Genomic DNA, 22299 nt, shown 5'->3' with positions numbered 1-22299 from the left:
TACCTCTCATCAGGCCGGATTAGGGATATCAATAAACGTCACATCCAGATCGGTATTTTCCGTCAGCCACTCGCTGAGGGCGCGGATGCCGCCACGCTCGGTGGCGTGATGGCCCGCCGCGTAAAAATGCAGGCCTTGTTCACGGGCTGAGTGGATAGTCTGCTCGGAGACTTCGCCGGTAATGAAGGCGTCGACACCAAAACGCGCCGCGCTGTCAATAAAGCCCTGGCCGCCGCCGGTGCACCATGCCACGCGCTTCACGGTATCCGGCCCGGTGTCGCCGCACCACAGCGGACGACGCCCCAGGCGCGCTTCGATCCACGAGGCCAGCTCCAGACCCGGAACCGGCATCGACAGTTCGCCCCACGGCACCAGGGGTTCAATTTCACCCATCACGGTAATCCCCAACAGTTGCGCAAGCTGAACGTTGTTCCCCAGCTCAGGATGCGCATCGAGCGGCAGGTGATAGCCGTACAGGTTGATGTCATTCGCCAGCAGCGTTTTGAGTCGGTTGCGCTTCATGCCGCGAATAATCGGTGATTCGTTTTTCCAGAAATAACCGTGGTGGACAATCACCGCATCGGCTTCCTGACGCACCGCCTCATCCAGCAGCGCCTGGCTTGCCGTCACGCCGGTGATGATTTTTTGCACCGTCTCGCGCCCCTCCACCTGCAAGCCATTCGGGCCGTAGTCGCTAAACGAAGCCGTGTTGAGTTTTTCGTTAATCAGGCGTTCCAGTTCACTGTTTTTCATCATCATTCTCTCAAACTTTTCGGGCGGCTTCGTACGCCGCCAGCGTGGCGACGCGCGCCTGTTTATGGTCGACAATGGGACGGGGATAGTTCAGGGTAACACGCTGTTTATCCGCCCATACCCAGGGTTCATGAATGGCTTTGGCCGGGACATCCTTAAGCTCAGGCAGCCAGCGGCGGATAAACTCGCCGTCGGCGTCAAATCGTTGTCCCTGCGTGGTCGGATTGAAGATCCGAAAATAGGGAGCCGCATCCGTTCCGGTGGAGGCCGCCCACTGCCAGCCGCCGTTATTCGCCGCCAGATCGCCATCGATCAGCTGAGAGATAAAATAACGCTCTCCGGTTCGCCAGTCGATAAGCAGATCCTTCACCAGGAAGCTGGCGGTAATCATACGCAGACGGTTATGCATCCACCCGGTTTCATTGAGCTGCCGCATAGCCGCATCAACAATCGGAAAGCCGGTAAGCCCATGCTGCCATGCCTTAAGCAGATTCTCATTCGACTGCCACTGTACCTGTTCGGTCCAACGAATAAAGGGCCGATGTTTACACAAATCAGGATGATACGTCATCAGATGGCGATAGAACTCACGCCAGATCAGTTCGTTCAGCCACACTGCGCCCGCCCCCCCGTCTAACGCCTGAGGCTGTTCCGCCAGCAGGCGATGTAAACACTGGCGCGGAGAGAGCGCGCCCAGCGCTAGACAGGCCGACAAGCGGCTGGTGCCTTCAATCGCTGGAAAATCCCGACGCGCCTCGTACTCAACCGCCCCCTGCGCGCAGAACTGACGCAACCGGGCGATAGCCGCTTTCTCGCTGGCGGGGAATACTGTTTCATCGAACGACTGCTGGGGATAATTCAGCCTGATCGCCGGCAGATCCGTTATCGTTTCCCCTCTCACGGACGGGGCGGTAACGCACTCAGGTAGTCCCTCTATCAGGCGTTTGATAAAGGCATTTTTAAACGGCGTGAAAACTTTATACATCTCGTGACTGCCGGTCATTACGCTGCCAGGCGCGAGCATCACGCTGTCATCAAAGCCTTCACAGACCACGCCCGCAAGGGATTTCTCCAGCTGACGATCCCGCTGCTGCTCGTTGAATTCATACTGATAGTTGTAATAAAGATGCGTTACTGCGTACTGCTGGCAGATTGCCTGCACCGTCTGACGCTGAGCGGCAAAATCATGGGCCTCTTTATAGATCAGCGGAATGCCTTTTTCGGCCAGTGAATGTTGCAGGTCATTCAGATACGCGCTGAGCAGTGCCGCTTGCCGGGGCGCCATGTCATGCTGCCGCCACTGTTCAGGCGTGGCGATAAACAGGGCCAGCACATTCGCGTCTTTAGCGCGGCAGGCCGCCGCGAGAGCGAAGTTGTCGTGAATGCGTAAATCCGCGCGAAACCAAACCAGATGGGTGGGCATAAAACTCCTGGCAATTGTCCATTATGTCCGTAAGGGCATGCCGTAAAAGGAAAAAGGCATGCATTGAACTACTTTGCCATGAAGTGTAGACGGGATGAAATAAAAAAGGCCGCCCGAGGCGGCCTTAACGCTACTTGTCCTGCACTATCGGGGTAAAGGCAATAAACACATCCGGTTTATCACTCTTTACAACGAGTGCGCTGGCGACAGTGAACGCAATGCATAAATAGCGTTTCACTATGCGGTCCCTGCTGCTAACCGCTCCACCTATCACCACCGGTGATAAATCGGTGGACACAAGCCCGGGTAGGCGGGCTGCTTTACGGCTATGGATACACCTTTCCCAGGACCGATGCCCATTTGCGAGATGGCGGAAAGGGACGTGGCATCATAATTAACACCAACGCCAAAAGTAAGTTATTTCAGTAAAATTAGGAATTTATAAAGGTGAAGTGGATTGCGAACTTTTTAAAGAAGGGTATGATAAAAATCCCGGGTAGGGGCTGCAAGATTACCCAACGGACCGCGAATCCCGAGGGACAAAAAAACCGCCACTTTGCTGTAGGCGGTTTTTTTATGGCTAAGATGTCACACCGTATCAGTAGAAATCGCAGGTTGCTTTCTCGGCCTGATCCATCCACACCGGCTTCTCGCTGGTTTTCGCCCAGACGCGATGCAGGTAACTGTAGAAACGTGCGCGATCTTTCCAGAACAACATCACCGGCAGGGCCAGCACGCCAGCCACAACGGCGAAAGTGCGACGCATGAAAATGATATGAGCCGGAAACTCTTTATAAAGATCCATATTTTTCTCCCCTGTAGTTGGCCGGAAACCGTCTCCGGAAAATGTGAAATCTGTGACCTGGTTAAAATAATACCGCTTTGTTTGTAATTTTACTACTCATCCGACCACTTATTTTCATCCATTTCGTGAATATTTACATTCATGCCTGTAATTAAGTTACAAAAAAGTTAACGATTTACTTACCAATAGTTAAATTGTGGCTTTTCCCTTTTTTATACTTTTTTTACACCTGCCCTTCTGATTTTTGCGAAATCTTTGCGCCACAAATCCTACCGTTTGTACAACAACAAAAGTCACCCGGAGGTGGAGTGTGAGTGCAGGTCTGATTGCCGGCATCGTGCTGGTGTTCCTGTTATTGGGTTATCTGATTTATGCCCTGATTAATGCGGAGGCATTCTGATGGCTGCTCAGGGGTTTTTGCTTATTGCCAGCTTTTTACTGGTACTGTTTGTGCTCGCCAGGCCGCTGGGAACAGCGCTGGCGCGGCTGATAAACAACGTGTCATTGCCGGGCACGCGTAATATTGAAAATGTGCTCTGGCGCATTTCAGGTATCAGCGACCGGGAAATGAACTGGCGCCAATACCTGATGGCGATACTGCTTCTGAATATCGTGGGGCTTATTGCCCTCTTTACGCTGCTAATACTCCAGGGCAGTCTGCCGTTGAACCCGCAGCAGTTACCGGGGTTATCCTGGCATCTGGCACTGAACACGGCGGTCAGCTTTGTCACCAACACCAACTGGCAGTCTTACGCCGGTGAAACCACGCTCAGCTACTTCAGCCAGATGGCCGGGTTAACCGTGCAGAACTTTCTTTCTGCGGCCAGCGGTATCGCGGTGATCTTCGCCCTGACGCGCGCGTTTGCCCGTCAGAATGTCAGCACTCTCGGCAACGCCTGGGTTGATGTCACACGCATCACCCTTTGGATCCTGGTGCCTGTTGCGCTGATTATTGCCCTGTTCTTTATTCAGCAAGGCACTCTGCAAAACCTGCTGCCTTATACCCCTTTCACCTCGCTTGAAGGGGCCAGGGAACTCCTGCCAATGGGGCCGGTGGCGTCGCAGGAAGCAATCAAGATGCTGGGCACCAATGGGGGCGGCTTCTTCAACGCCAATTCATCGCATCCGTTTGAAAACCCAACGGCGTTAACCAATTTTGTACAGATGCTGGCAATCTTCCTGATCCCCACCGCGCTCTGCTTCGCCTTTGGCGATGTAGTTAACGATCGCCGCCAGGGCCGTACGCTGCTGTGGGCCATGTCGTTAATCTTCGTGGTCTGCGTAGCACTGGTGATGTGGGCCGAATGGAACGGCAACAGCCACTTCATGCAGCTGGGGGCTAACAGCAATATCAACCTGGAAGGCAAAGAGAGCCGCTTCGGCATTCTTGCCAGCAGCCTCTATGCGGTGGTCACCACGGCGGCCTCCTGCGGGGCGGTGAACGCCATGCATGACTCTTTCACCGCGCTCGGCGGCATGATCCCGATGTGGCTGATGCAGATTGGCGAGGTAGTTTTCGGTGGGGTCGGTTCGGGGCTGTACGGCATGCTGTTGTTCGTCCTGCTCGCCGTGTTTATCGCCGGGCTGATGATCGGCCGCACGCCGGAATATCTCGGCAAAAAAATCGACGTCCGCGAAATGAAATTAACCGCGCTGGCGATCCTGGTCACCCCCGCCCTTGTGCTGCTCGGTACCGCGCTGGCGCTGATGACCGACGCCGGGCGCAGCGGCATCTTTAACCCGGGCATTCACGGCTTTAGCGAAGTGCTTTACGCCGTTTCGTCTGCCGCAAACAACAACGGCAGCGCCTTTGCAGGGTTAAGCGCCAACTCACCGTTCTGGAACTGTCTGCTGGCGTTCTGCATGTTCGTCGGTCGTTTCGGCGTGATTATTCCCGTCATGGCGATCGCCGGAACACTGGTGAATAAGAAGATCCAGCCGACCACCACCGGTACGTTACCGACTCACGGCGCGCTGTTCGTCGGCCTGCTGATTGGCACCGTTCTGCTGGTAGGTGCCCTGACCTTTATCCCCGCCCTCGCGTTAGGCCCGGTTGCGGAATATCTCTCTTTACGCTGATTTTGCGGAGAATTTGTCATGAGTCGTAAACAACTGGCCCTGCTCGAACCGACCTTAGTTCGTCAGGCCCTCATGGATGCGGTAAAAAAACTGAGCCCGCGCGTCCAGTGGCGCAACCCGGTGATGTTTATTGTCTGGACTGGAAGTTTACTCACCACCGTACTGGCGATTGCCATGGGAACGGGACACCTTTTGGGGAATGCAACCTTTACCGGCGCCATCAGCCTGTGGCTGTGGTTTACCGTGCTGTTCGCCAACTTCGCCGAAGCGCTGGCGGAAGGCCGCAGTAAAGCGCAGGCCAACAGTCTGAAAGGGGTCAAAAAAACCGCCTTTGCGCGCAAATTACGCGAACCTAAATACGGCGCGCAGATGGACCACGTACCGGCGGATGAACTGCGTAAAGGTGACGTGGTGCTGGTGGAAGCCGGCGACATCATCCCCTGCGACGGGGAAGTGATTGAGGGCGGCGCGTCGGTAGACGAAAGCGCCATTACCGGGGAATCCGCACCGGTGATCCGTGAGTCGGGCGGAGATTTCGCCTCAGTTACCGGCGGAACGCGCATTCTTTCCGACTGGCTGGTGATCCAGTGCAGCGTTAACCCGGGCGAAACCTTTCTCGACCGGATGATCGCCATGGTGGAAGGCGCACAGCGTCGTAAAACGCCGAACGAGATCGCCCTGACCATTCTGCTGGTGGCGCTCACCATTGTCTTCCTGCTGGCAACGGCGACCCTGTGGCCCTTCTCCGCCTACGGCGGTACAGCGGTCAGCATCACCGTACTGATCGCCCTGCTGGTCTGTCTGATCCCCACCACTATTGGTGGCCTGCTTTCCGCGATTGGCGTGGCGGGGATGAGCCGGATGCTGGGCGCGAACGTCATCGCCACCAGCGGACGCGCCGTTGAAGCGGCGGGGGACGTAGACGTTCTGCTGCTGGATAAAACCGGGACCATCACCCTGGGCAATCGTCAGGCCTCTGACTTTTTACCTGCTCCCGGCGTGGATGAAAAAACGCTGGCTAACGCGGCGCAGCTTTCCTCGCTGGCTGATGAAACGCCGGAAGGCCGCAGTATCGTGATCCTCGCCAAGCAGCGCTTTAACCTGCGTCAGCGCGACGTACAAAGCCTGCACGCCACGTTCGTTCCCTTCACGGCGCAAACCCGCATGAGCGGCATTAACATTCAGGACCGGATGATCCGTAAAGGGTCCGTTGATGCCATTCGCCGTCATATTGAAGCCAATAATGGACACTTCCCCCCGGAAGTCGACCATCTGGTGGAAAGCGTGGCGCGTCAGGGGGCAACCCCGCTGGTGGTGGCGGAAGGTGCAAGCGTTCTGGGGGTGATCGCTCTGAAGGATATCGTTAAAGGCGGTATAAAAGAGCGTTTCGCCCAGATGCGTAAGATGGGCATTAAAACGGTGATGATCACCGGGGATAACCGTCTGACTGCGGCGGCCATTGCCGCCGAAGCGGGCGTGGATGATTTCCTTTCCGAAGCGACGCCGGAAGCGAAGCTGGCGCTCATTCGCCAGTATCAGGCGGAAGGTCGTCTGGTGGCGATGACCGGCGACGGCACCAACGACGCCCCGGCGCTGGCGCAGGCCGACGTGGCGGTGGCAATGAACTCCGGTACCCAGGCGGCAAAAGAGGCGGGCAACATGGTGGATCTCGACTCGAACCCGACCAAGCTGATCGAGGTGGTGCACATCGGGAAGCAGATGCTGATGACGCGCGGCTCGCTGACCACGTTCAGTATCGCCAACGACGTGGCAAAGTATTTCGCCATCATTCCGGCGGCGTTTGCGGCAACCTACCCGCAGCTAAATGCCCTGAACGTGATGCACCTGCACTCTCCGGCCTCGGCCATTCTGAGCGCGGTGATCTTCAACGCGCTGATTATTGTCTTTCTTATTCCGCTGGCGCTGAAAGGGGTGAGCTATAAGCCGCTGACGGCCGCCGCCATGCTGCGCCGTAACCTGTGGATTTACGGTCTGGGTGGGCTGGTGGTGCCCTTTATTGGGATCAAGGTTATCGACATGTTGCTAACGCTGTTCGGGCTGGTTTAAAAGGTGGATCCAATGACGATGTTACGTCCCGCTATACTGTTGTTTATTCTGCTGTCTCTGATTACCGGCGGGCTTTACCCGCTGATGACTACCGCGCTGGGCCAGTGGTGGTTTCAGGATCAGGCCAACGGCTCGCTGATTATCCAGAACGGTGAAAACCGCGGCTCGCGTCTGATTGGGCAGAACTTTACGGACCCACGCTACTTCCAGGGACGCCCTTCCGCCACTGCGGAAAGCCCGTATAATCCAATGGCCTCCGGCGGCAGCAATCTGGCGGGCAGTAACCCTGACCTGGACAAAGCCATTGCTGAACGCGTTGCCGCCCTGCGCGCTGCGAATCCGCAGGCCAGCCGTGAGGTGCCGGTTGAGCTGGTCACCGCCTCCGCGAGCGGGCTGGATTACAGCCTGACGCCGGACGCGGTGGTCTGGCAGATCCCACGCGTGGCCGCCGCCCGTCAGCTGACCGTCGAGCAGGTGAGCCAGCTGGTTGCAGAACATACGCAAAAGCCGCTGGTCAGCTTCATCGGCATGCCGGTAGTGAACATTGTTGAGCTGAATCTGGCGCTGGATGCGCTAAGGAAGAACTAAATGACCGACGAGCCCATGCGACCGGATCCGGACAGGCTGCTTGAACAGACGGCTGAAGCCCACCGTGGCAAGCTGAAAATTTTTTTCGGCGCCTGCGCGGGTGTCGGGAAAACCTTCGCCATGCTGATGGAAGCCCAGCGGCTTCGGGCGCAGGGGCTTGATATTCTCATCGGCGTGGTGGAAACCCACGGTCGCAAAGAGACGGCTGCGCTGCTGACGGGGCTGGCGACGCAGCCGCCCCAGCGTATCAGCCATCGCGGGCGGCTGGTCACGGAGTTTGATCTTGATGCCGCCCTCGCCCGCCGCCCTGCCCTGATCCTGATGGACGAACTGGCGCACAGCAATGCGCCAGGCTCCCGCCATCCGAAGCGCTGGCAGGATGTTGAGGAGCTGCTTGAGGCAGGCATTGACGTCTTCACCACGGTGAATGTTCAGCATCTGGAAAGCCTGAACGACGTGGTGAGCGGTGTAACCGGTATCCAGGTGCGTGAAACCGTCCCCGATCCGTTTTTTGATTCTGCCGATGAAGTCGTACTGGTTGACCTGCCGCCGGACGATCTGCGCCAGCGCCTGCATGAAGGCAAAGTGTATATTGCCGGCCAGGCCGAACGCGCCATCGAACATTTTTTCCGCAAAGGAAACCTGATTGCCCTGCGCGAGCTGGCCCTGCGCCGCACCGCCGATCGCGTTGATGACCAGATGCGCGCCTGGCGAGACCTACAGGGACAAGAGCGCGTCTGGCACACGCGGGACGCCATTCTGTTATGCATTGGTCACGGCAGCGGCAACGAAAAACTGGTTCGCACCGCCGCCCGGCTTGCAGCGAAGTTTGGCAGCGTCTGGCACGCGGTCTACGTCGAAACGCCGCAGCTGCATGGCCTGCCGGAAAATCAGCGCCGCGCCATTTTGAGCGCGCTGCGGCTGGCGCAGGAGCTGGGCGCCGAAACCGCAACCCTTTCCGATCCGCAGGAAGATAAAGCCATTCTGCGCTACGCGCGGGAGCACAACCTGGGCAAGATTGTCATTGGACGTCGCCAGCACCGCCGCTGGTTTAGCCGCGAATCTTTTGCCGACAGGCTGGCCCGCCGCGCGCCGGATCTTGATTTAGTCATCGTCGCGCTGGATGACAAGCCCGCCCCCCTGCCCAACCGTACGCCGGACGCTCGCACCTTTGGCGATAAATGGCGCATTCAGATCCGGGGCTGCATGGTGGCCGTGGTCCTCTGCGCCCTGATTACGGTGATTGCCAGCCAGTGGCTCATCGCCTTCGACGCCGCCAATCTGGTCATGATTTATCTGCTCGGCGTCGTTGTGGTCGCGCTCTTTTATGGCCGCTGGCCGTCGGTGCTGGCGACGGTGATCAACGTCATCAGCTTCGATCTCTTCTTTATTGCTCCGCGCGGGACGCTTGCTGTCTCGGACGTGCAGTACATTCTGACCTTTGCCGTGATGCTTACCGTCGGGCTGGTGATCGGGAATCTGACGGCAGGCGTGCGCTACCAGGCACGCATTGCCCGCTATCGCGAGCAGCGCACGCGCCATCTGTATGAAATGTCAAAATCGCTGGCGGTTGGCCGCACGCAGCGAGATATCGTGCAGACCAGCGAGCAGTTTATCCGTTCGACCTTTCATGCCAGTAACCTGATTTTGCTCCCCGACGAACAAGGGCGCCTTCGCCCGCTGACCTCCCCTTCGGGGATGACGCCCTGGGATGAAGCGATTGCCCGCTGGAGTTTCGATAAGGGTTTACCTGCCGGCGCCGGCACCGACACGCTGCCCGGCGTGCCTTACCAGATCCTGCCGCTGCGCAGCGCGGATAAAAATCACGGGCTGGTCATCGTCGAGCCGTCTAACCTGCGTCAGCTGATGATCCCCGAGCAGCAGCGCCTGCTTGAAACCTTCACCCTGCTGGTCGCCAGCGCCCTTGAACGGCTGGCGCTCACCGCCAGCGAAGAGCAGGCGCGGCTGGCAAGCGAGCGCGAAAGTATTCGCAACTCGCTGCTGGCAGCGCTGTCTCACGATTTGCGCACGCCGCTTACCGTGCTGTTTGGCCAGTCCGAAATTCTGACGCTGGATCTGGCGGCGGAAGGATCAAAGCACGCGATGCAGGCCAGCGAAATTCGCCAGCACGTGCTGAATACCACGCGCCTGGTGAACAACCTGCTGGACATGGCGCGCATTCAGTCCGGCGGGTTTAACCTCAAAAAAGAGTGGCTCACCCTTGAGGAGGTTGTCGGCAGTGCGCTGAAGATGCTGGAGCCGGGTCTCGGCGGGCGCCATATTGAGCTGGACATGCCGGAACCCCTGACGTTAATCCATGTGGATGGCCCGCTGTTTGAGCGCGTGCTGATTAATCTTCTGGAAAATGCCGCTAAATACGCCGGGGCAAAGGCCCGGCTGGGGATTGCTGCCAGGGTGGATAAACGTGTGCTGCGGCTCGACGTCTGGGATAACGGGCCGGGTATTCCGGCCGGTCAGGAGCGCGCCATATTCGAAAAATTTGCGCGCGGTAATAAGGAATCCGCCATTCCTGGCGTTGGGCTGGGGCTGGCGATCTGCCAGGCGATTGTCGACGTGCATGGCGGCACCATTTCCGCAGAGAACCGCCCGGAAGGTGGGGCACGCTTTTGTGTTACACTTCCTCTGGAAAGCCCACCAGAACTTGATGAATTACCAGAGGATTTGTGATTAACGTTCTGATTGTTGAAGATGAGCTCGCTATCAGCCGATTTCTGCGTACCGCGCTGGAAGGCGACGGTTTGCGCGTTCATGAAGCCGGAACGCTTCAACGAGGGTTGATTGAAGCCGCGACCCGCAAGCCAGATCTGGTGATCCTGGATCTGGGACTTCCGGATGGCGACGGCATCGATTTTATTCGTGAGGTGCGTCAGTGGAGCCAGATGCCTATTCTGGTGCTCTCTGCCCGCACCGAAGAGACGGATAAAATCGCCGCGCTGGATGCCGGAGCGGATGATTATCTGATCAAACCGTTTGGCATTGGCGAGTTACAGGCCCGGCTTCGTGTGGCGCTGCGTCGACACAGTGCCACCTCCCCTTCCGACCCGGTGTACGCCTTTGGCGATATCCGCGTCGATCTTGCTGCACGCCGCATTGTAAGAGGAGAAGAAGAGATCCACCTTACGCCTATTGAGTTTCGTCTGCTGGCCGTGCTGCTCAATAACCATGGTAAAGTGTTAACGCAGCGACAGCTGTTAAGCCAGGTCTGGGGGCCGAATGCTGTCGAGCATAGTCACTATTTACGCATTTATATGGGACACCTTCGCCAGAAGCTTGAAGCCGATCCCGCGCGTCCTCGTCATTTATTAACAGAAACCGGTATCGGATATCGGTTTATGATCTGAATAAGTATTCACCTTCATTTTAAATAAAAACTTACCAGCCTGAATATAGCCATGAAAATAACGATGAGATTATTTACATGGCTATATTCGCCCTCTTTAAACACAATTAAAACATCAATTTAACACCGAACCAACAAAACAGCATTTTGATCTGTGTTATTCACTCAAAACGACTAATTATTTCTGAAATGATCGGTTATTGGTGATCTGTTTCACAGTTAATCCCTTTTTCCTGGATAAAATGACCATGCTTTCAATTACTGAAAGGAAACTGAACATGGAAAACAATAATCGTTTAATGCCCCATATAAGGCGGACAACACATATCATGATGTTTGCCCACCGAAACTGTTTTGACTTTCATCTCTTTAACGCCCGGTAGTCCTTCGACTTCTGGCGAATCTGCTTACAGGTTATCCTGAAACACGCTATTTTACAGGCTGTTGCCTGTGAACACCTGCGCTCATTCCTTGTGATTCAGATTCTCCGCAACCGGGCGGACTGAATTCTACTCAGCAAAAAAGCAATTAACTGATTTCGTATCAGCGGACACGCTTTGCTTTTTTTTCCGGAAATAATCGATTTCTTTACCGCAAGAAGTCGAGGGCCCCATATTGCCTGAAATAAAGAGATAAAGATGAAAACGTTAAAAATTGCCGTCAGCCGTGCCTGCCCTGAATGCTTTACCACTTCGCGCGACATTGTGGATATCACCGCATCGGATTATATTGATGTGGCAGCCGTGGTTCTGGCCGTGAGCGATATTTTCAATGGCGCCATAGAAGAAATAGAAGCCACGGGATTCGGTATTCCGGTGTTTATTGCCACGCATAAAGAAGAAAGGGTTCCGGCTGAATTTCTGTCGCGTATTCACGGCGTTTTTGAGTACTCCGACACCAGCAATGCGTACTACGGACGCCAGCTTGAAGCGGCTGCGCAGAAGTACGAAACCCAGCTCCGCCCGCCGTTCTTCCGCGCGCTGGTCGATTACGTCCAGCAGGGGAACAGTGCGTTTGACTGCCCCGGACATCAGGGAGGCCAGTTCTTCCGCCGCCATCCGGCCGGAAACCAGTTTGTCGATTTCTTTGGCGAAACGCTTTTCCGCGCCGATCTGTGCAATGCCGACGTGGCAATGGGCGATCTGCTGATCCATGAAGGCGCGCCATGCATCGCCCAACAGCATGCGGCAAAAGTCTTTAATGCGGATAAAACCTACTTCGTGCTGAACGGCACCTCCTCTTCCAACAAGGTGGTGCTCAATGCCCTCCTCACGCCAGGCGATCTGGTGCTGTTCGATCGCAATAACCATAAATCTAATCACCACGGAGCACTGTTACAGGCGGGCGCGACGCCGGTGTATCTGGAAACGGCGCGCAACCCGTACGGGTTTATCGGCGGTATCGACGCACACTGTTTCGACGAGAGCTACCTGCGGGAGCTGGTGTCAGAGGTCGCGCCTGGTCGCGCGCGGGATGAACGTCCGTTCCGTCTGGCGGTGATCCAGCTGGGCACCTACGACGGTACCATTTATAACGCCCGTCAGGTGGTGGATAAGATTGGTCACCTGTGCGATTACATCCTGTTTGACTCCGCCTGGGTGGGTTACGAGCAGTTTATCCCGATGATGGCCGACTGCTCGCCGCTGCTGCTGGAGCTGAACGAAAACGATCCGGGCATTCTGGTTACCCAGTCGGTGCATAAGCAGCAGGCGGGCTTCTCGCAAACCTCGCAAATCCATAAGAAGGACAGCCATATAAAAGGCCAGGCGCGCTATGTCCCGCATAAGCGCCTCAACAACGCCTTTATGATGCACGCCTCCACCAGCCCGTTCTATCCGCTGTTTGCCGCCCTGGATATCAACGCCCGCATGCACGAGGGGCAAAGTGGGCGCAACATGTGGATGGACTGCGTGGTGACCGGTATCGAAGCACGGAAACTGATCCTTCAGAACTGTCAGTTTATTCGTCCGTTCGTGCCAGAGACGGTGGATGGCCGTCCATGGGAAAGCTGGGATACGGCAGAGATTGCAACCGATCTGCGCTTCTTCCATTTTGTTCCGGGCGAACGCTGGCACGCCTTTGAGGGATATGCCGAGCATCAGTATTTTATCGATCCCTGCAAACTGCTGCTGACCACGCCAGGCATCAACGCCCGCACCGGCGAGTACGATGATTTCGGCGTGCCCGCCACCATCCTCGCCAACTTCCTGCGTGAAAACGGCATCGTGCCTGAAAAATGCGACCTCAACTCCATTCTCTTCCTGCTCACCCCGGCGGAGGACATGGGCAAATTGCAGCAGCTCGTCGCCCAGCTGGTGCGCTTCGAAAAACTGCTCCAGAGCGATGTGCCGCTGAAAGAGGTTCTGCCCTCTCTTTATAAGCAACATCCGGAACGTTATGCGGATTATACCCTGCGTCAGATTTGTCAGGAGATGCACGACCTCTATGCCCGCCATAACGTGAAGCAGCTGCAAAAAGAGATGTTCCGCAGGTCTCACTTCCCGCGCGTCATGATGAACCCGCAGGAGGCGAACTATGCCTATCTGCGCGGTGAGGTCGAGCTGGTGTCCCTGCGCGACGCGGAAGGCCGTATCGCCGCGGAAGGCGCGCTGCCTTACCCACCGGGGGTGTTGTGCGTGGTTCCGGGGGAAGTCTGGGGCGGTTCCGTGCTGCGCTACTTCGCCGCGCTGGAAGACGGGATCAATCTGCTGCCGGGCTTTGCGCCGGAGTTACAGGGGGTTTACGTCGAGGAGTGTGACGGTCGCAAACAGGTGCGCTGCTACGTCATCAAACAACCTGCCGCTCAGCCATCGCTGCTGAAAGGAGAAAAATTATGAGTAAGGCCAACAAGATGGGCGTGGTGCAACTCACTATTCTCACCATGGTGAATATGATGGGTTCGGGGATCATCATGCTGCCCACCAAGCTCGCTGAAGTGGGGACGATTTCGATTATCTCCTGGCTTGTTACCGCCGTGGGTTCGATGGCGCTGGCATGGGCCTTTGCCAAGTGCGGAATGTTCAGCCGCAAGTCCGGCGGGATGGGTGGCTATGCCGAATATGCGTTCGGTAAGTCCGGTAACTTTATGGCGAACTATACCTACGGCGTGTCGCTGCTGATCGCCAACGTGGCGATTGCCATTTCCGCTGTCGGTTACGGCACGGAGCTGTTTGGGGCGACGCTGACCCCGGTGCAGATTGGGCTGGCAACCATCGGCGTGCTGTGGATCTGTACCGTCGCCAACTTTGGCGGCGCGCGCATCACCGGACAACTTAGCAGCATTACCGTCTGGGGCGTGATCATCCCGGTTGTCGGCCTGTGCATCATCGGCTGGTTCTGGTTCAGCCCGACCCTGTACGCCAACTCCTGGAATCCGCATCACGTACCGTTCTTCACTGCCGTGGGATCGTCCATCGCCATGACGCTATGGGCCTTCCTCGGGCTGGAGTCAGCCTGTGCGAATGCGGAAGTGGTGGAAAACCCGGAGAAAAATGTGCCGATCGCGGTACTCGGCGGGACGCTGGGGGCGGCGGTGATCTATATCGTCTCGACCAACGTGATTGCGGGAATTGTGCCCAACATGGATCTGGCCAACTCCACGGCGCCGTTCGGGCTGGCGTTTGCGCAGATGTTTACGCCGGAGGTAGGGAAAGTGATCATGGGACTGATGGTGATGTCCTGCTGCGGCTCGCTGCTGGGCTGGCAGTTCACCATCGCTCAGGTGTTTAAATCCTCGGCTGACGAAGGCTATTTCCCGAAAATCTTCTCCCGCGTGACCAAAGCGGATGCGCCAGTGCAAGGGATGCTGGCGATTGTCATCTTCCAGAGTGGTTTGTCGCTGATGACCATCAGCCCGTCACTGAACAGCCAGTTTAACGTGCTGGTCAACCTGGCGGTGGTGACGAACATCATTCCGTACATTTTGTCGATGGCGGCGCTGGTGATTATTCAGAAGGTGGCGAAGGTTGATCCGCGCAAAGCCCGTGCGGCCAATATTGTGGCGCTGATTGGCGCAATTTACAGCTTCTATGCGCTCTATTCCTCCGGCCAGGAAGCGATGCTGTATGGTGCGATGGTGACCTTTATGGGCTGGACGCTGTACGGTCTGGTGTCGCCGAGATTTGAATTGAAGAACAAGCACAGTTAGGTAAAAGCAAAACGGCAACCCTGAGGTTGCCGTTTTTAGTGTTTTCTCTCTCTCCCCGTGCGAGAGGGCCGGGGTGAGGGCATCAGCCCGCACCAAACACCACTTACGCGTTTTTCAGCACTTCGCTGACAATCTCTACCGCTTCTTTCTCAATCTGCTGACGATGCTCAGCGCCGAGGAAGCTTTCGCAATAGATTTTGTACGCATCTTCCGTACCGGATGGACGCGCGGCGAACCAGCCGTTTTCGGTCATCACTTTCAGGCCGCCGATCGATGCGCCGTTACCCGGTGCCGCCGTCAGACGCGCGGTGATCGGGTCACCTGCCAGGGTGCTGGCGCTGACCATCTCCGGAGAGAGTTTTGACAGAGCTGCTTTTTGCGCAGACGTGGCGCCAGCCTGGATACGGTTATAGCTTGGCGCACCAAAACGTTCCGCCAGCTCGTTGTAATGTTCCTGCGGGTTCTTACCGGTGACCGCGGTGATTTCCGCCGCCAGCAGGCACATGATGATGCCGTCTTTATCGGTTGACCATGGGGTGCCGTCGAAGCGCAGGAAGGATGCCCCCGCGCTCTCTTCACCGCCAAAGCCGAAGCTGCCGTCGTGCAGACCGTCAACAAACCACTTGAAGCCCACCGGCACTTCCACCAGCTTGCGGCCCAGCGCATCGACCACACGGTCAATCATGGCGGAAGAGACCAGCGTTTTACCCACCGCGACCTCTTTGCCCCACTGCGGACGGTGCTGGAAGAGATAATTAATGGCCACAGCCAGGTAGTGGTTCGGGTTCATCAGCCCAGCCGGGGTGACGATACCGTGACGGTCGTAGTCCGGGTCGTTAGCAAACGCCAGATCGAACTTGTCGCGCAGCGCCAGCAGGCCAGCCATTGCGCATTCGGAGGAGCAGTCCATACGGATCGCGCCGTCTTTGTCCAGGTGCATAAAGCGGAAGGTCTGATCGACGTGATCGTTCACGATGGTCAGATCCAGCTTGTAGTGCTCGGCAATGCGTTTCCAGTATTCAATACCGGAGCCGCCCAGTGGATCCACGCCCAGCTTCAGCCCGGCTTTCTGGATAGCGGCCATATCGACGATATCCGCCAGCCCTTCCACGAACGGCTGAACCAGATCCTGCTCTTTCACGTGGCCGGAGGCCATGGCTTCATCCAGTGAGATACGCTTCACGCCGTTCAGACCGTTAGCCAGTAACGCGTTGGCGCGATCTTCCACCACTTTCGTGACGTTGGTATCCGCCGGGCCACCGTTTGGTGGGTTGTACTTGATGCCGCCATCTTCCGGTGGGTTGTGGGACGGGGTGATCACAATGCCGTCAGCCTGCGCGCCACCTTTTTTGTTGTGTACCAGAATAGCGTTAGACACCGCAGGCGTTGGCGTGAAACCGTTGTTCTCCTGAACAATCACGTCTACGCCGTTCGCCGCCAGCACTTCCAGCACGGAGATAAAAGCAGGTTCAGACAGGGCGTGGGTATCTTTCCCTACATAGCACGGACCGGTGACGCCATTTTTGGCGCGCTCTTCCGCGATGGCCTGAGCAATGGCCAGAATGTGCGGTTCGTTAAAGCTGTGGCGCGCCGCGCTGCCGCGGTGGCCAGATGTACCAAACTTCACTGCGTGTTCTGCGTTGCCCACCACCGGTTTCAGCACGTAGTACTGCGCGGTCAGTTGAGCGACGTTAATCAAATCGCGTTGTTGCGCAGGTTGTCCTGCACGGCTGTGATTTGCCATTGCCTGGTCCTTCTGATGCAAGGGTTAAATTGTACCGCAAACCTTTTCGATCAATTCCGCCGGGAACTGCATGGACTGCATGATATGTTCGATCATGCTGCACTTGCGGCCCGTATTGGTATTGGTGATCACCCAGTATGGCGTACCGGGAACGTGTTTGGGTTTGGTTTGGTTGCCATTTTGCAGCAAGGTCTGCTCGTCGCCTGCGAAATAAACGCGCGTGCGACCGTGCAGCGACTCTGTCGCTTCTGCAAATGCGTTGTTATCCAGTGAGTAAAGTGTAGACAGCACCAGCATAAAGCGGTTAACGGCCTTTTTCTGCTCGGCATATTCATCGGACAGCAGCAGCTCGCGCATCGCGCGCACTTTGTCCTTTGCCGGCATGACGGCAGGTTTTACTTGTGCAACAACGCTCGGCTGAGACACGACATCTTTAGTGACAGGAGTGGGCTGTGAGGCGGCGGAAATTTTAAGCATGCGCCGTAAAATGTCGGACGCGCTCTCCCCAATATGCCGCGTCTGGCTGGCAATATACTGATAGAGTTCGTCATCAACTTCGATTGTTTTCATCTTAATCCAGTGCGATATCTTATCTGAATACAAGTCGTTGAGATTATAAGGTCAAATCCCAACAGCGGATAGCGTCAAACCAGGTTGGCGGCAAAAGTCAGATTAAACTGGATCCTTGCCCCCGGGCGGCAGAATGGTCAACATGATACCCTAACCTGACAAACCTAAAAAAAGAACTTTGCCATGAAATTGAATACCCGAGCGCAAACTGCACAATCGCCGAACAATAATTCTCCCATCGTACTGGTTCACGGCCTGTTTGGTAGCCTGGATAATCTGGGTGTGCTGGCGCGCGATTTAGTGACCGATCACGAGATCCTCCAGGTTGATATGCGCAATCACGGTCTTTCAGGGCGCTCGGAGGAGATGACGTACGCAGCCATGGCGCAGGATCTGCGGGACACCCTCGATGCGAATAATATTCAGAAAGCGACGCTTATCGGGCATTCAATGGGCGGTAAAGCGGTGATGGCGCTCACTGCGCTGGCACCTGAGCGAATTTCCGGGCTGGTGGTCATCGACGTTGCGCCCGTCAATTACGACGTTCGCCGTCACGATGAGATTTTTGCCGCCATCAATGCGGTCACCGAAGCGGGTGTCGCAACCCGCCAACAGGCGGCTGCCGTTATGCGCGAGCATCTTGATGAAGAAGGCGTGGTCCAGTTCCTGCTGAAATCGTTTGTTGACGGGCAATGGCGCTTTAACGTCCCGGTGCTGTGGGATCAGTATTCGCATATTGTGGGCTGGGAAGCCGTCCCCGCCTGGCCGCACCCTACCCTTTTTATTCGCGGCGGCAACTCCCCTTACGTCACTGACGCGTACCGTGACGCGCTGCTGGCGCAATTCCCGCAGGCTCGCGCTCACGTCAGTGCGGGTGCCGGGCACTGGGTACACGCGGAAAAACCGGATGCCGTCCTGCGCGCCATTCGCCGCTATCTTACTGATACAGCGAATTGATTAAAAAGCCAGCGACCGGAAGACGACGGGCTTCCAGTCGTTGGCGTGTGGATTTGGGTGATGTATGATGGCGCGCTTATCGCCCGGGCATTAGCAGGGCGGCGTGTTTCCCCCGAAGTCTCAGAATCATGGCCAAAGAACAAACGGACCGTACGACACTAGATCTGTTCGCGAATGAGCGTCGACCGGGACGACCGAAAACGAATCCGCTTTCGCGCGATGAACAGCTGCGTATCAATAAACGCAACCAGCTTAAACGCGATAAAAATCGTGGGCTTAAGCGTGTCGAACTGAAGCTGAATGCCGATGCCGTCGATGCGCTTAACGAATTAGCTGACGCGCGCAACATCAGCCGCAGCGAATTGATCGAAGAGATGCTGATCGCCCAGCTTGAGACGTTACGCGGCAAGGCGTGAGTCAGAAAATCCCCAATATTACCTTTTTCATGTAGCACAGAGTGCAGTCCTGCGTGATAGCTGTTTCCGCAGGGTTGCCTGTTCTGCTATTATTGCCCTTATCCGTGGACAATTTGCGCCACCATACCATTAAGTTTCAAGAGGTTATTTTACTCATGGCAATCATCGGCATTTTCTTTGGCAGTGATACCGGCAATACTGAAAATATCGCAAAAAACATTCAAAAACAGCTCGGTAAAGACGTTGCTGATGTGCATGACATCGCCAAGAGCAGCAAAGAAGATCTCGAGGGCTATGACATCCTGCTGCTGGGCATCCCCACCTGGTACTACGGTGAAGCACAGTGTGACTGGGACGATTTCTTCCCGACGCTGGAAGAAGTAGACTTCAACGGCAAGCTGGTTGCCCTGTTTGGCTGTGGCGATCAGGAAGACTATGCTGAGTATTTCTGTGATGCGCTGGGCACTATTCGCGACATCATTGAGCCACGCGGTGCGGCGATCGTCGGTCACTGGCCAACGGCGGGTTACCATTTCGAAGCTTCCAAAGGTCTGGCAGATGACGATCACTTCGTTGGCCTGGCCATTGATGAAGACCGTCAGCCAGAGCTGACCGCTGAGCGTGTAGAAAAATGGGTTAAGCAGGTTCGGGAAGAGTTGAACCTGGACGATATCCTTAACGCCTGATATCCCTGCGGCGCAACTCCGGTTGCGCCCGTTTTCCAGGTAAAACCGATTAAATTAATTGCTACAAACTTTTAACTTTTTCGCCCAGACCTGTACAATATCCCCCTGGTAAAAAGTGGGTGCCATCGAACAAGTTTGTTGGTGATACCACGTTTTTATAAGCATACTTTGCTTGAGACTTGCAGTTTTCATTTAGCCATGGCAGTTCTATAATGAGACGCATTATCCCAAGTGCATTTTCTGTCACTTCTTCTTTTGAAGTGAATCGTTTAGCAACAGGACAGATTCCGCATGACTGACAACAATACCGCATTAAAGAAAGCTGGCCTGAAAGTAACGCTTCCTCGGTTAAAAATCCTTGAAGTGCTTCAGGGGCCAGACAATCACCATGTCAGTGCGGAAGACCTTTATAAGCGTCTTATCGATATGGGTGAAGAGATTGGGCTGGCAACCGTCTATCGTGTGCTGAACCAGTTTGATGACGCGGGCATTGTTACTCGTCATAATTTCGAAGGCGGTAAATCCGTGTTCGAGCTGACTCAGCAGCACCACCACGATCACCTGATCTGCCTCGACTGTGGCAAGGTCATTGAATTTAGCGATGATTCCATTGAATCGCGCCAGCGTGAAATCGCCGCCCGTCATGGCATCCGCCTGACCAACCACAGCCTGTACCTGTACGGTCACTGTGCTGAAGGTGATTGCCGCGAAAATGAACATGCGCACGACGCAAAATAAGTGAGTGTTCATACTCTGAGCCAGCCGTGAGGTTGGCTTTTTTTTGCCTGAAAAAAGCCCGGTGACGCTGCGCCACCGGGCGTAAAGCAACTTATTTATTGTTATTGCGTATCTCGTTCCAGATCTTATCGCAACGCTTCGCCACTTCCTGATCGTTACCGGTTTTACGCGCCTGAATACAGGCCTGGTAATCCATTACGCGAACGTTTTCCTGCGTGGCGAATTGCTCATGGGTTTTGTCTTTTTTCAGCACGTTCAGCACGCTTTGACAGGCCTCAATCTTCTCAGGTGAACCCTGTGCGGTATTGATGCACGCGCTGTAGGCCTCTTTCAGACGGGAGTCCTCTTTCGGCGCCTGATCCTGCGCGCATGCCACCAGCCCGAAGGTCAGCAACGCAACGATTACCCTTTTATTCATCATGTTCAGTCTCCATAACGGCGGGACACCGCCCGCCGCAGCATTCATCAGAAGATGGTAAATGGCGCAATGACCATGAATTTCACGTCACGTTCATCCTGGAAGATGTTGCCGTAGCCGCCCGCGTAGCTCGGGATATCGGAGTGGTTGTCATACTGGGTGAAGTGCAGTTTGAACATCGTGCCTTTCGCACGGCCCTCCTGAAGGGTGTAAATCGCATCCAGGCTGTATGAAGACTCTTTCAGACGGTAGTTTGGATCGTAGTACGCGTCTGGCGTAGCCATATCCGCTGGCTTCGCATCCCAGGCGTACGCGTAGGACGCGCCCACTGCCCAGCCGGGCAGGTTCCAGTTTTTCAGGTCATACATTGCCCCGAAGAAGACCGCCTTTTCGCCGTCGGCGTTAAAGTCAGAGCGGTTATCCCACCAGATATCCAGACGACCGTTAGAGGAGGCGTAGGTTGGGGTCATACGTTGCAGGAAGTAGCCCTGCTGCCCTTCTGCCTTGACCCATGTTCCCTCCAGACGCAAATCAACCTGACCTACCTTGTAGCCGAAGGTCAGCGCCTGTAACCACGCGGTGCCGTCATAGATATCATTTACGCTGCCATCACTGACCTTGTCGCGCGTACCGTAGAACTGATAGCTGGTGCTCAGCGGGCTACCCGCGATATCAAATTTGTAGCTGGCTTTAGCAAAGTACTGATCGATATAGCCTTCAGCCTGACCAAATGCAGCTTCCAGCACCAGATCGTTTTTAAAGTCGTACTTCGCTCCCAGCGAGTGGAGATAATCAACTTTGGTTTTTTTATCGTTCTGATAGAACTTGTCCATCTCAATGTGCCACGGCGCTTTGTACTCGTTGGTCCACATATAGGAGAAGCTCAACGCCCCCGCATCGCCGTAGTCAAAATTAGCACCGGCTTCCGCCCCCTGATAGGTGCCTGGCATAAAGCTCCAGTGCGGCGCTAACAACGTCTGGCCGGTTGGCTGGATATAACCACCCCGCGCCCAGACCGGGCCATATTTGAATTTTGCAGCCGCTTTATACAGGCTGATACCGCTTTTATCGCCGGACCAGTCTTCGTCGTAGGCTTTATTACTGGAGGAGAACGCAATTTCGTTCGGATGGCCGCTGTCGCCATTTTCGGCCATTTCAATTGCGGTGAATGCGGCAATATCGATCCCGAACATATCGGCGGCATATCCCGACTGGAAATCCAGGTTGGCGTTCCATGTCGAGTGAGAAAGGTTGGTTTTGTATTTATCTTCAGTGACGTCTTTACGGTCACGCTCACGCTGCCAGTAATAAATACCGCCCGTGAGGGTGGAATCTTCAATGAAACCTGCTGCTTTTGCCTCTGGCGCAATCACCAGGCCCGACATTGCTGTCACACTGGCAATAGCTAGCGCCAGCGCACTACGTTTGCCACTAAACGTACGCATAGATTATTCCTCTTTGACGAATTAAAACGCCCTAAACGGCGAAAAACAGAAAAGACCAAATGGTCAGGGGTAGTCAGAAATACCCTCGAATTAACTACCGTC

General features: G+C 55.6%; 20 protein-coding genes. 13 read left to right on the top strand and 7 right to left on the bottom strand.

Translation table 11 applies throughout. The features are described 5' to 3' along the window. Positions 1-9: 9 nt before the first annotated feature. The 3 genes from L384_RS09190 to L384_RS09200 form a co-directional block, all read right to left on the bottom strand. Entirely contained in the window at positions 10-753 is a 744-nt protein-coding gene (locus tag L384_RS09190; protein ID WP_003858635.1) for a type 2 GTP cyclohydrolase I, read from the bottom strand. A 10-nt stretch (positions 754-763) separates the two neighbouring features. After that, a complete protein-coding gene (gene phrB, locus L384_RS09195) occupies positions 764-2176 on the bottom strand; it encodes a deoxyribodipyrimidine photo-lyase (RefSeq protein WP_023324327.1) in 1413 nt (470 codons plus the stop codon). 598 nt (positions 2177-2774) lie between these two features. Further along, positions 2775-2981 (bottom strand): YbfA family protein, encoded by a 207-nt coding sequence (locus L384_RS09200; RefSeq protein ID WP_003858637.1) that lies wholly within the window; start codon positions 2979-2981, stop codon positions 2775-2777. 310 nt (positions 2982-3291) lie between these two features. On the opposite strand from L384_RS09200, the gene kdpF reads away from it, so the two are divergent. The 9 genes from kdpF (at position 3292) to potE (ending at position 15223) form a co-directional block, all read left to right on the top strand. After that, on the top strand, positions 3292-3381 hold the full coding sequence (kdpF, locus tag L384_RS21960; RefSeq protein ID WP_003858638.1) for a K(+)-transporting ATPase subunit F: 90 nt from the start codon (positions 3292-3294) through the stop codon (positions 3379-3381). After that, positions 3381-5060, top strand: a complete 1680-nt coding sequence (gene kdpA, locus L384_RS09205) for a potassium-transporting ATPase subunit KdpA (protein WP_023324326.1) — start codon at positions 3381-3383, stop codon at positions 5058-5060. The genes kdpF and kdpA overlap by 1 nt, the downstream gene beginning before the upstream one ends. Before the next feature lie 18 nt (positions 5061-5078). Next, complete coding sequence (gene kdpB / locus L384_RS09210; protein ID WP_023324325.1) at positions 5079-7127, top strand: potassium-transporting ATPase subunit KdpB; 2049 nt, start codon at positions 5079-5081, stop codon at positions 7125-7127. A gap of 12 nt (positions 7128-7139) precedes the next feature. Continuing rightward, a complete protein-coding gene (kdpC, locus tag L384_RS09215) occupies positions 7140-7715 on the top strand; it encodes a potassium-transporting ATPase subunit KdpC (protein ID WP_003858641.1) in 576 nt (191 codons plus the stop codon). After that, on the top strand, positions 7716-10403 hold the full coding sequence (gene kdpD, locus L384_RS09220; RefSeq protein WP_023324324.1) for a two-component system sensor histidine kinase KdpD: 2688 nt from the start codon (positions 7716-7718) through the stop codon (positions 10401-10403). Next, positions 10400-11077: a two-component system response regulator KdpE gene (gene kdpE / locus L384_RS09225; protein WP_003858643.1), complete on the top strand. Its 678-nt coding sequence runs from the start codon at positions 10400-10402 to the stop codon at positions 11075-11077. The genes kdpD and kdpE overlap by 4 nt, the downstream gene beginning before the upstream one ends. 277 nt (positions 11078-11354) lie before the next feature. Beyond that, positions 11355-11459: a leader peptide SpeFL gene (gene speFL / locus L384_RS22335; RefSeq protein WP_003858645.1), complete on the top strand. Its 105-nt coding sequence runs from the start codon at positions 11355-11357 to the stop codon at positions 11457-11459. Positions 11460-11714: 255 nt separating this feature from the next. Then, the gene (gene speF, locus L384_RS09230) at positions 11715-13913 is read left to right on the top strand and encodes an ornithine decarboxylase SpeF (RefSeq protein ID WP_022650609.1); all 2199 of its coding nucleotides are present in this window, start codon (positions 11715-11717) and stop codon (positions 13911-13913) included. Further along, on the top strand, positions 13910-15223 hold the full coding sequence (gene potE / locus L384_RS09235) for a putrescine-ornithine antiporter (protein WP_003858648.1): 1314 nt from the start codon (positions 13910-13912) through the stop codon (positions 15221-15223). The genes speF and potE overlap by 4 nt, the downstream gene beginning before the upstream one ends. Positions 15224-15326: 103 nt before the next feature. Here potE and pgm read toward each other — a convergent pair whose 3' ends face one another. Both pgm and seqA read right to left on the bottom strand, forming a co-directional pair. Continuing rightward, entirely contained in the window at positions 15327-16967 is a 1641-nt protein-coding gene (gene pgm / locus L384_RS09240; RefSeq protein WP_003858649.1) for a phosphoglucomutase (alpha-D-glucose-1,6-bisphosphate-dependent), read from the bottom strand. A 24-nt stretch (positions 16968-16991) separates the two neighbouring features. Then, positions 16992-17537, bottom strand: a complete 546-nt coding sequence (gene seqA / locus L384_RS09245; protein ID WP_003858650.1) for a replication initiation negative regulator SeqA — start codon at positions 17535-17537, stop codon at positions 16992-16994. Between the two features lie 183 nt (positions 17538-17720). On the opposite strand from seqA, the gene ybfF reads away from it, so the two are divergent. The 4 genes from ybfF to fur all read left to right on the top strand — a co-directional run bounded on the left by ybfF (position 17721) and on the right by fur (position 20334). Further along, positions 17721-18494 (top strand): esterase, encoded by a 774-nt coding sequence (gene ybfF, locus L384_RS09250; protein WP_023324323.1) that lies wholly within the window; start codon positions 17721-17723, stop codon positions 18492-18494. Between the two features lie 128 nt (positions 18495-18622). After that, complete coding sequence (ybfE, locus tag L384_RS09255) at positions 18623-18910, top strand: LexA regulated protein (protein ID WP_003858652.1); 288 nt, start codon at positions 18623-18625, stop codon at positions 18908-18910. 155 nt (positions 18911-19065) lie between these two features. After that, a complete protein-coding gene (gene fldA / locus L384_RS09260; RefSeq protein ID WP_003858653.1) occupies positions 19066-19596 on the top strand; it encodes a flavodoxin FldA in 531 nt (176 codons plus the stop codon). A 291-nt stretch (positions 19597-19887) separates the two neighbouring features. After that, positions 19888-20334, top strand: a complete 447-nt coding sequence (fur, locus tag L384_RS09265; protein WP_003858655.1) for a ferric iron uptake transcriptional regulator — start codon at positions 19888-19890, stop codon at positions 20332-20334. A gap of 91 nt (positions 20335-20425) precedes the next feature. On the opposite strand, the gene chiQ is transcribed toward fur, so the two are convergent. Together chiQ and chiP are read right to left on the bottom strand one after the other, a co-directional pair. Continuing rightward, complete coding sequence (chiQ, locus tag L384_RS09270) at positions 20426-20752, bottom strand: ChiQ/YbfN family lipoprotein (RefSeq protein ID WP_032628368.1); 327 nt, start codon at positions 20750-20752, stop codon at positions 20426-20428. A 47-nt stretch (positions 20753-20799) separates the two neighbouring features. After that, positions 20800-22197, bottom strand: a complete 1398-nt coding sequence (gene chiP, locus L384_RS09275; RefSeq protein ID WP_003858660.1) for a chitoporin ChiP — start codon at positions 22195-22197, stop codon at positions 20800-20802. Between the last annotated feature and the right edge of the window lie 102 nt (positions 22198-22299).

The organism is Enterobacter sp. MGH 38 (genome assembly GCF_000492855.1).
GTDB lineage: Bacteria > Pseudomonadota > Gammaproteobacteria > Enterobacterales > Enterobacteriaceae > Enterobacter > Enterobacter hormaechei_C.
This window is presented reverse-complemented; position numbering and strand designations above follow the sequence as displayed.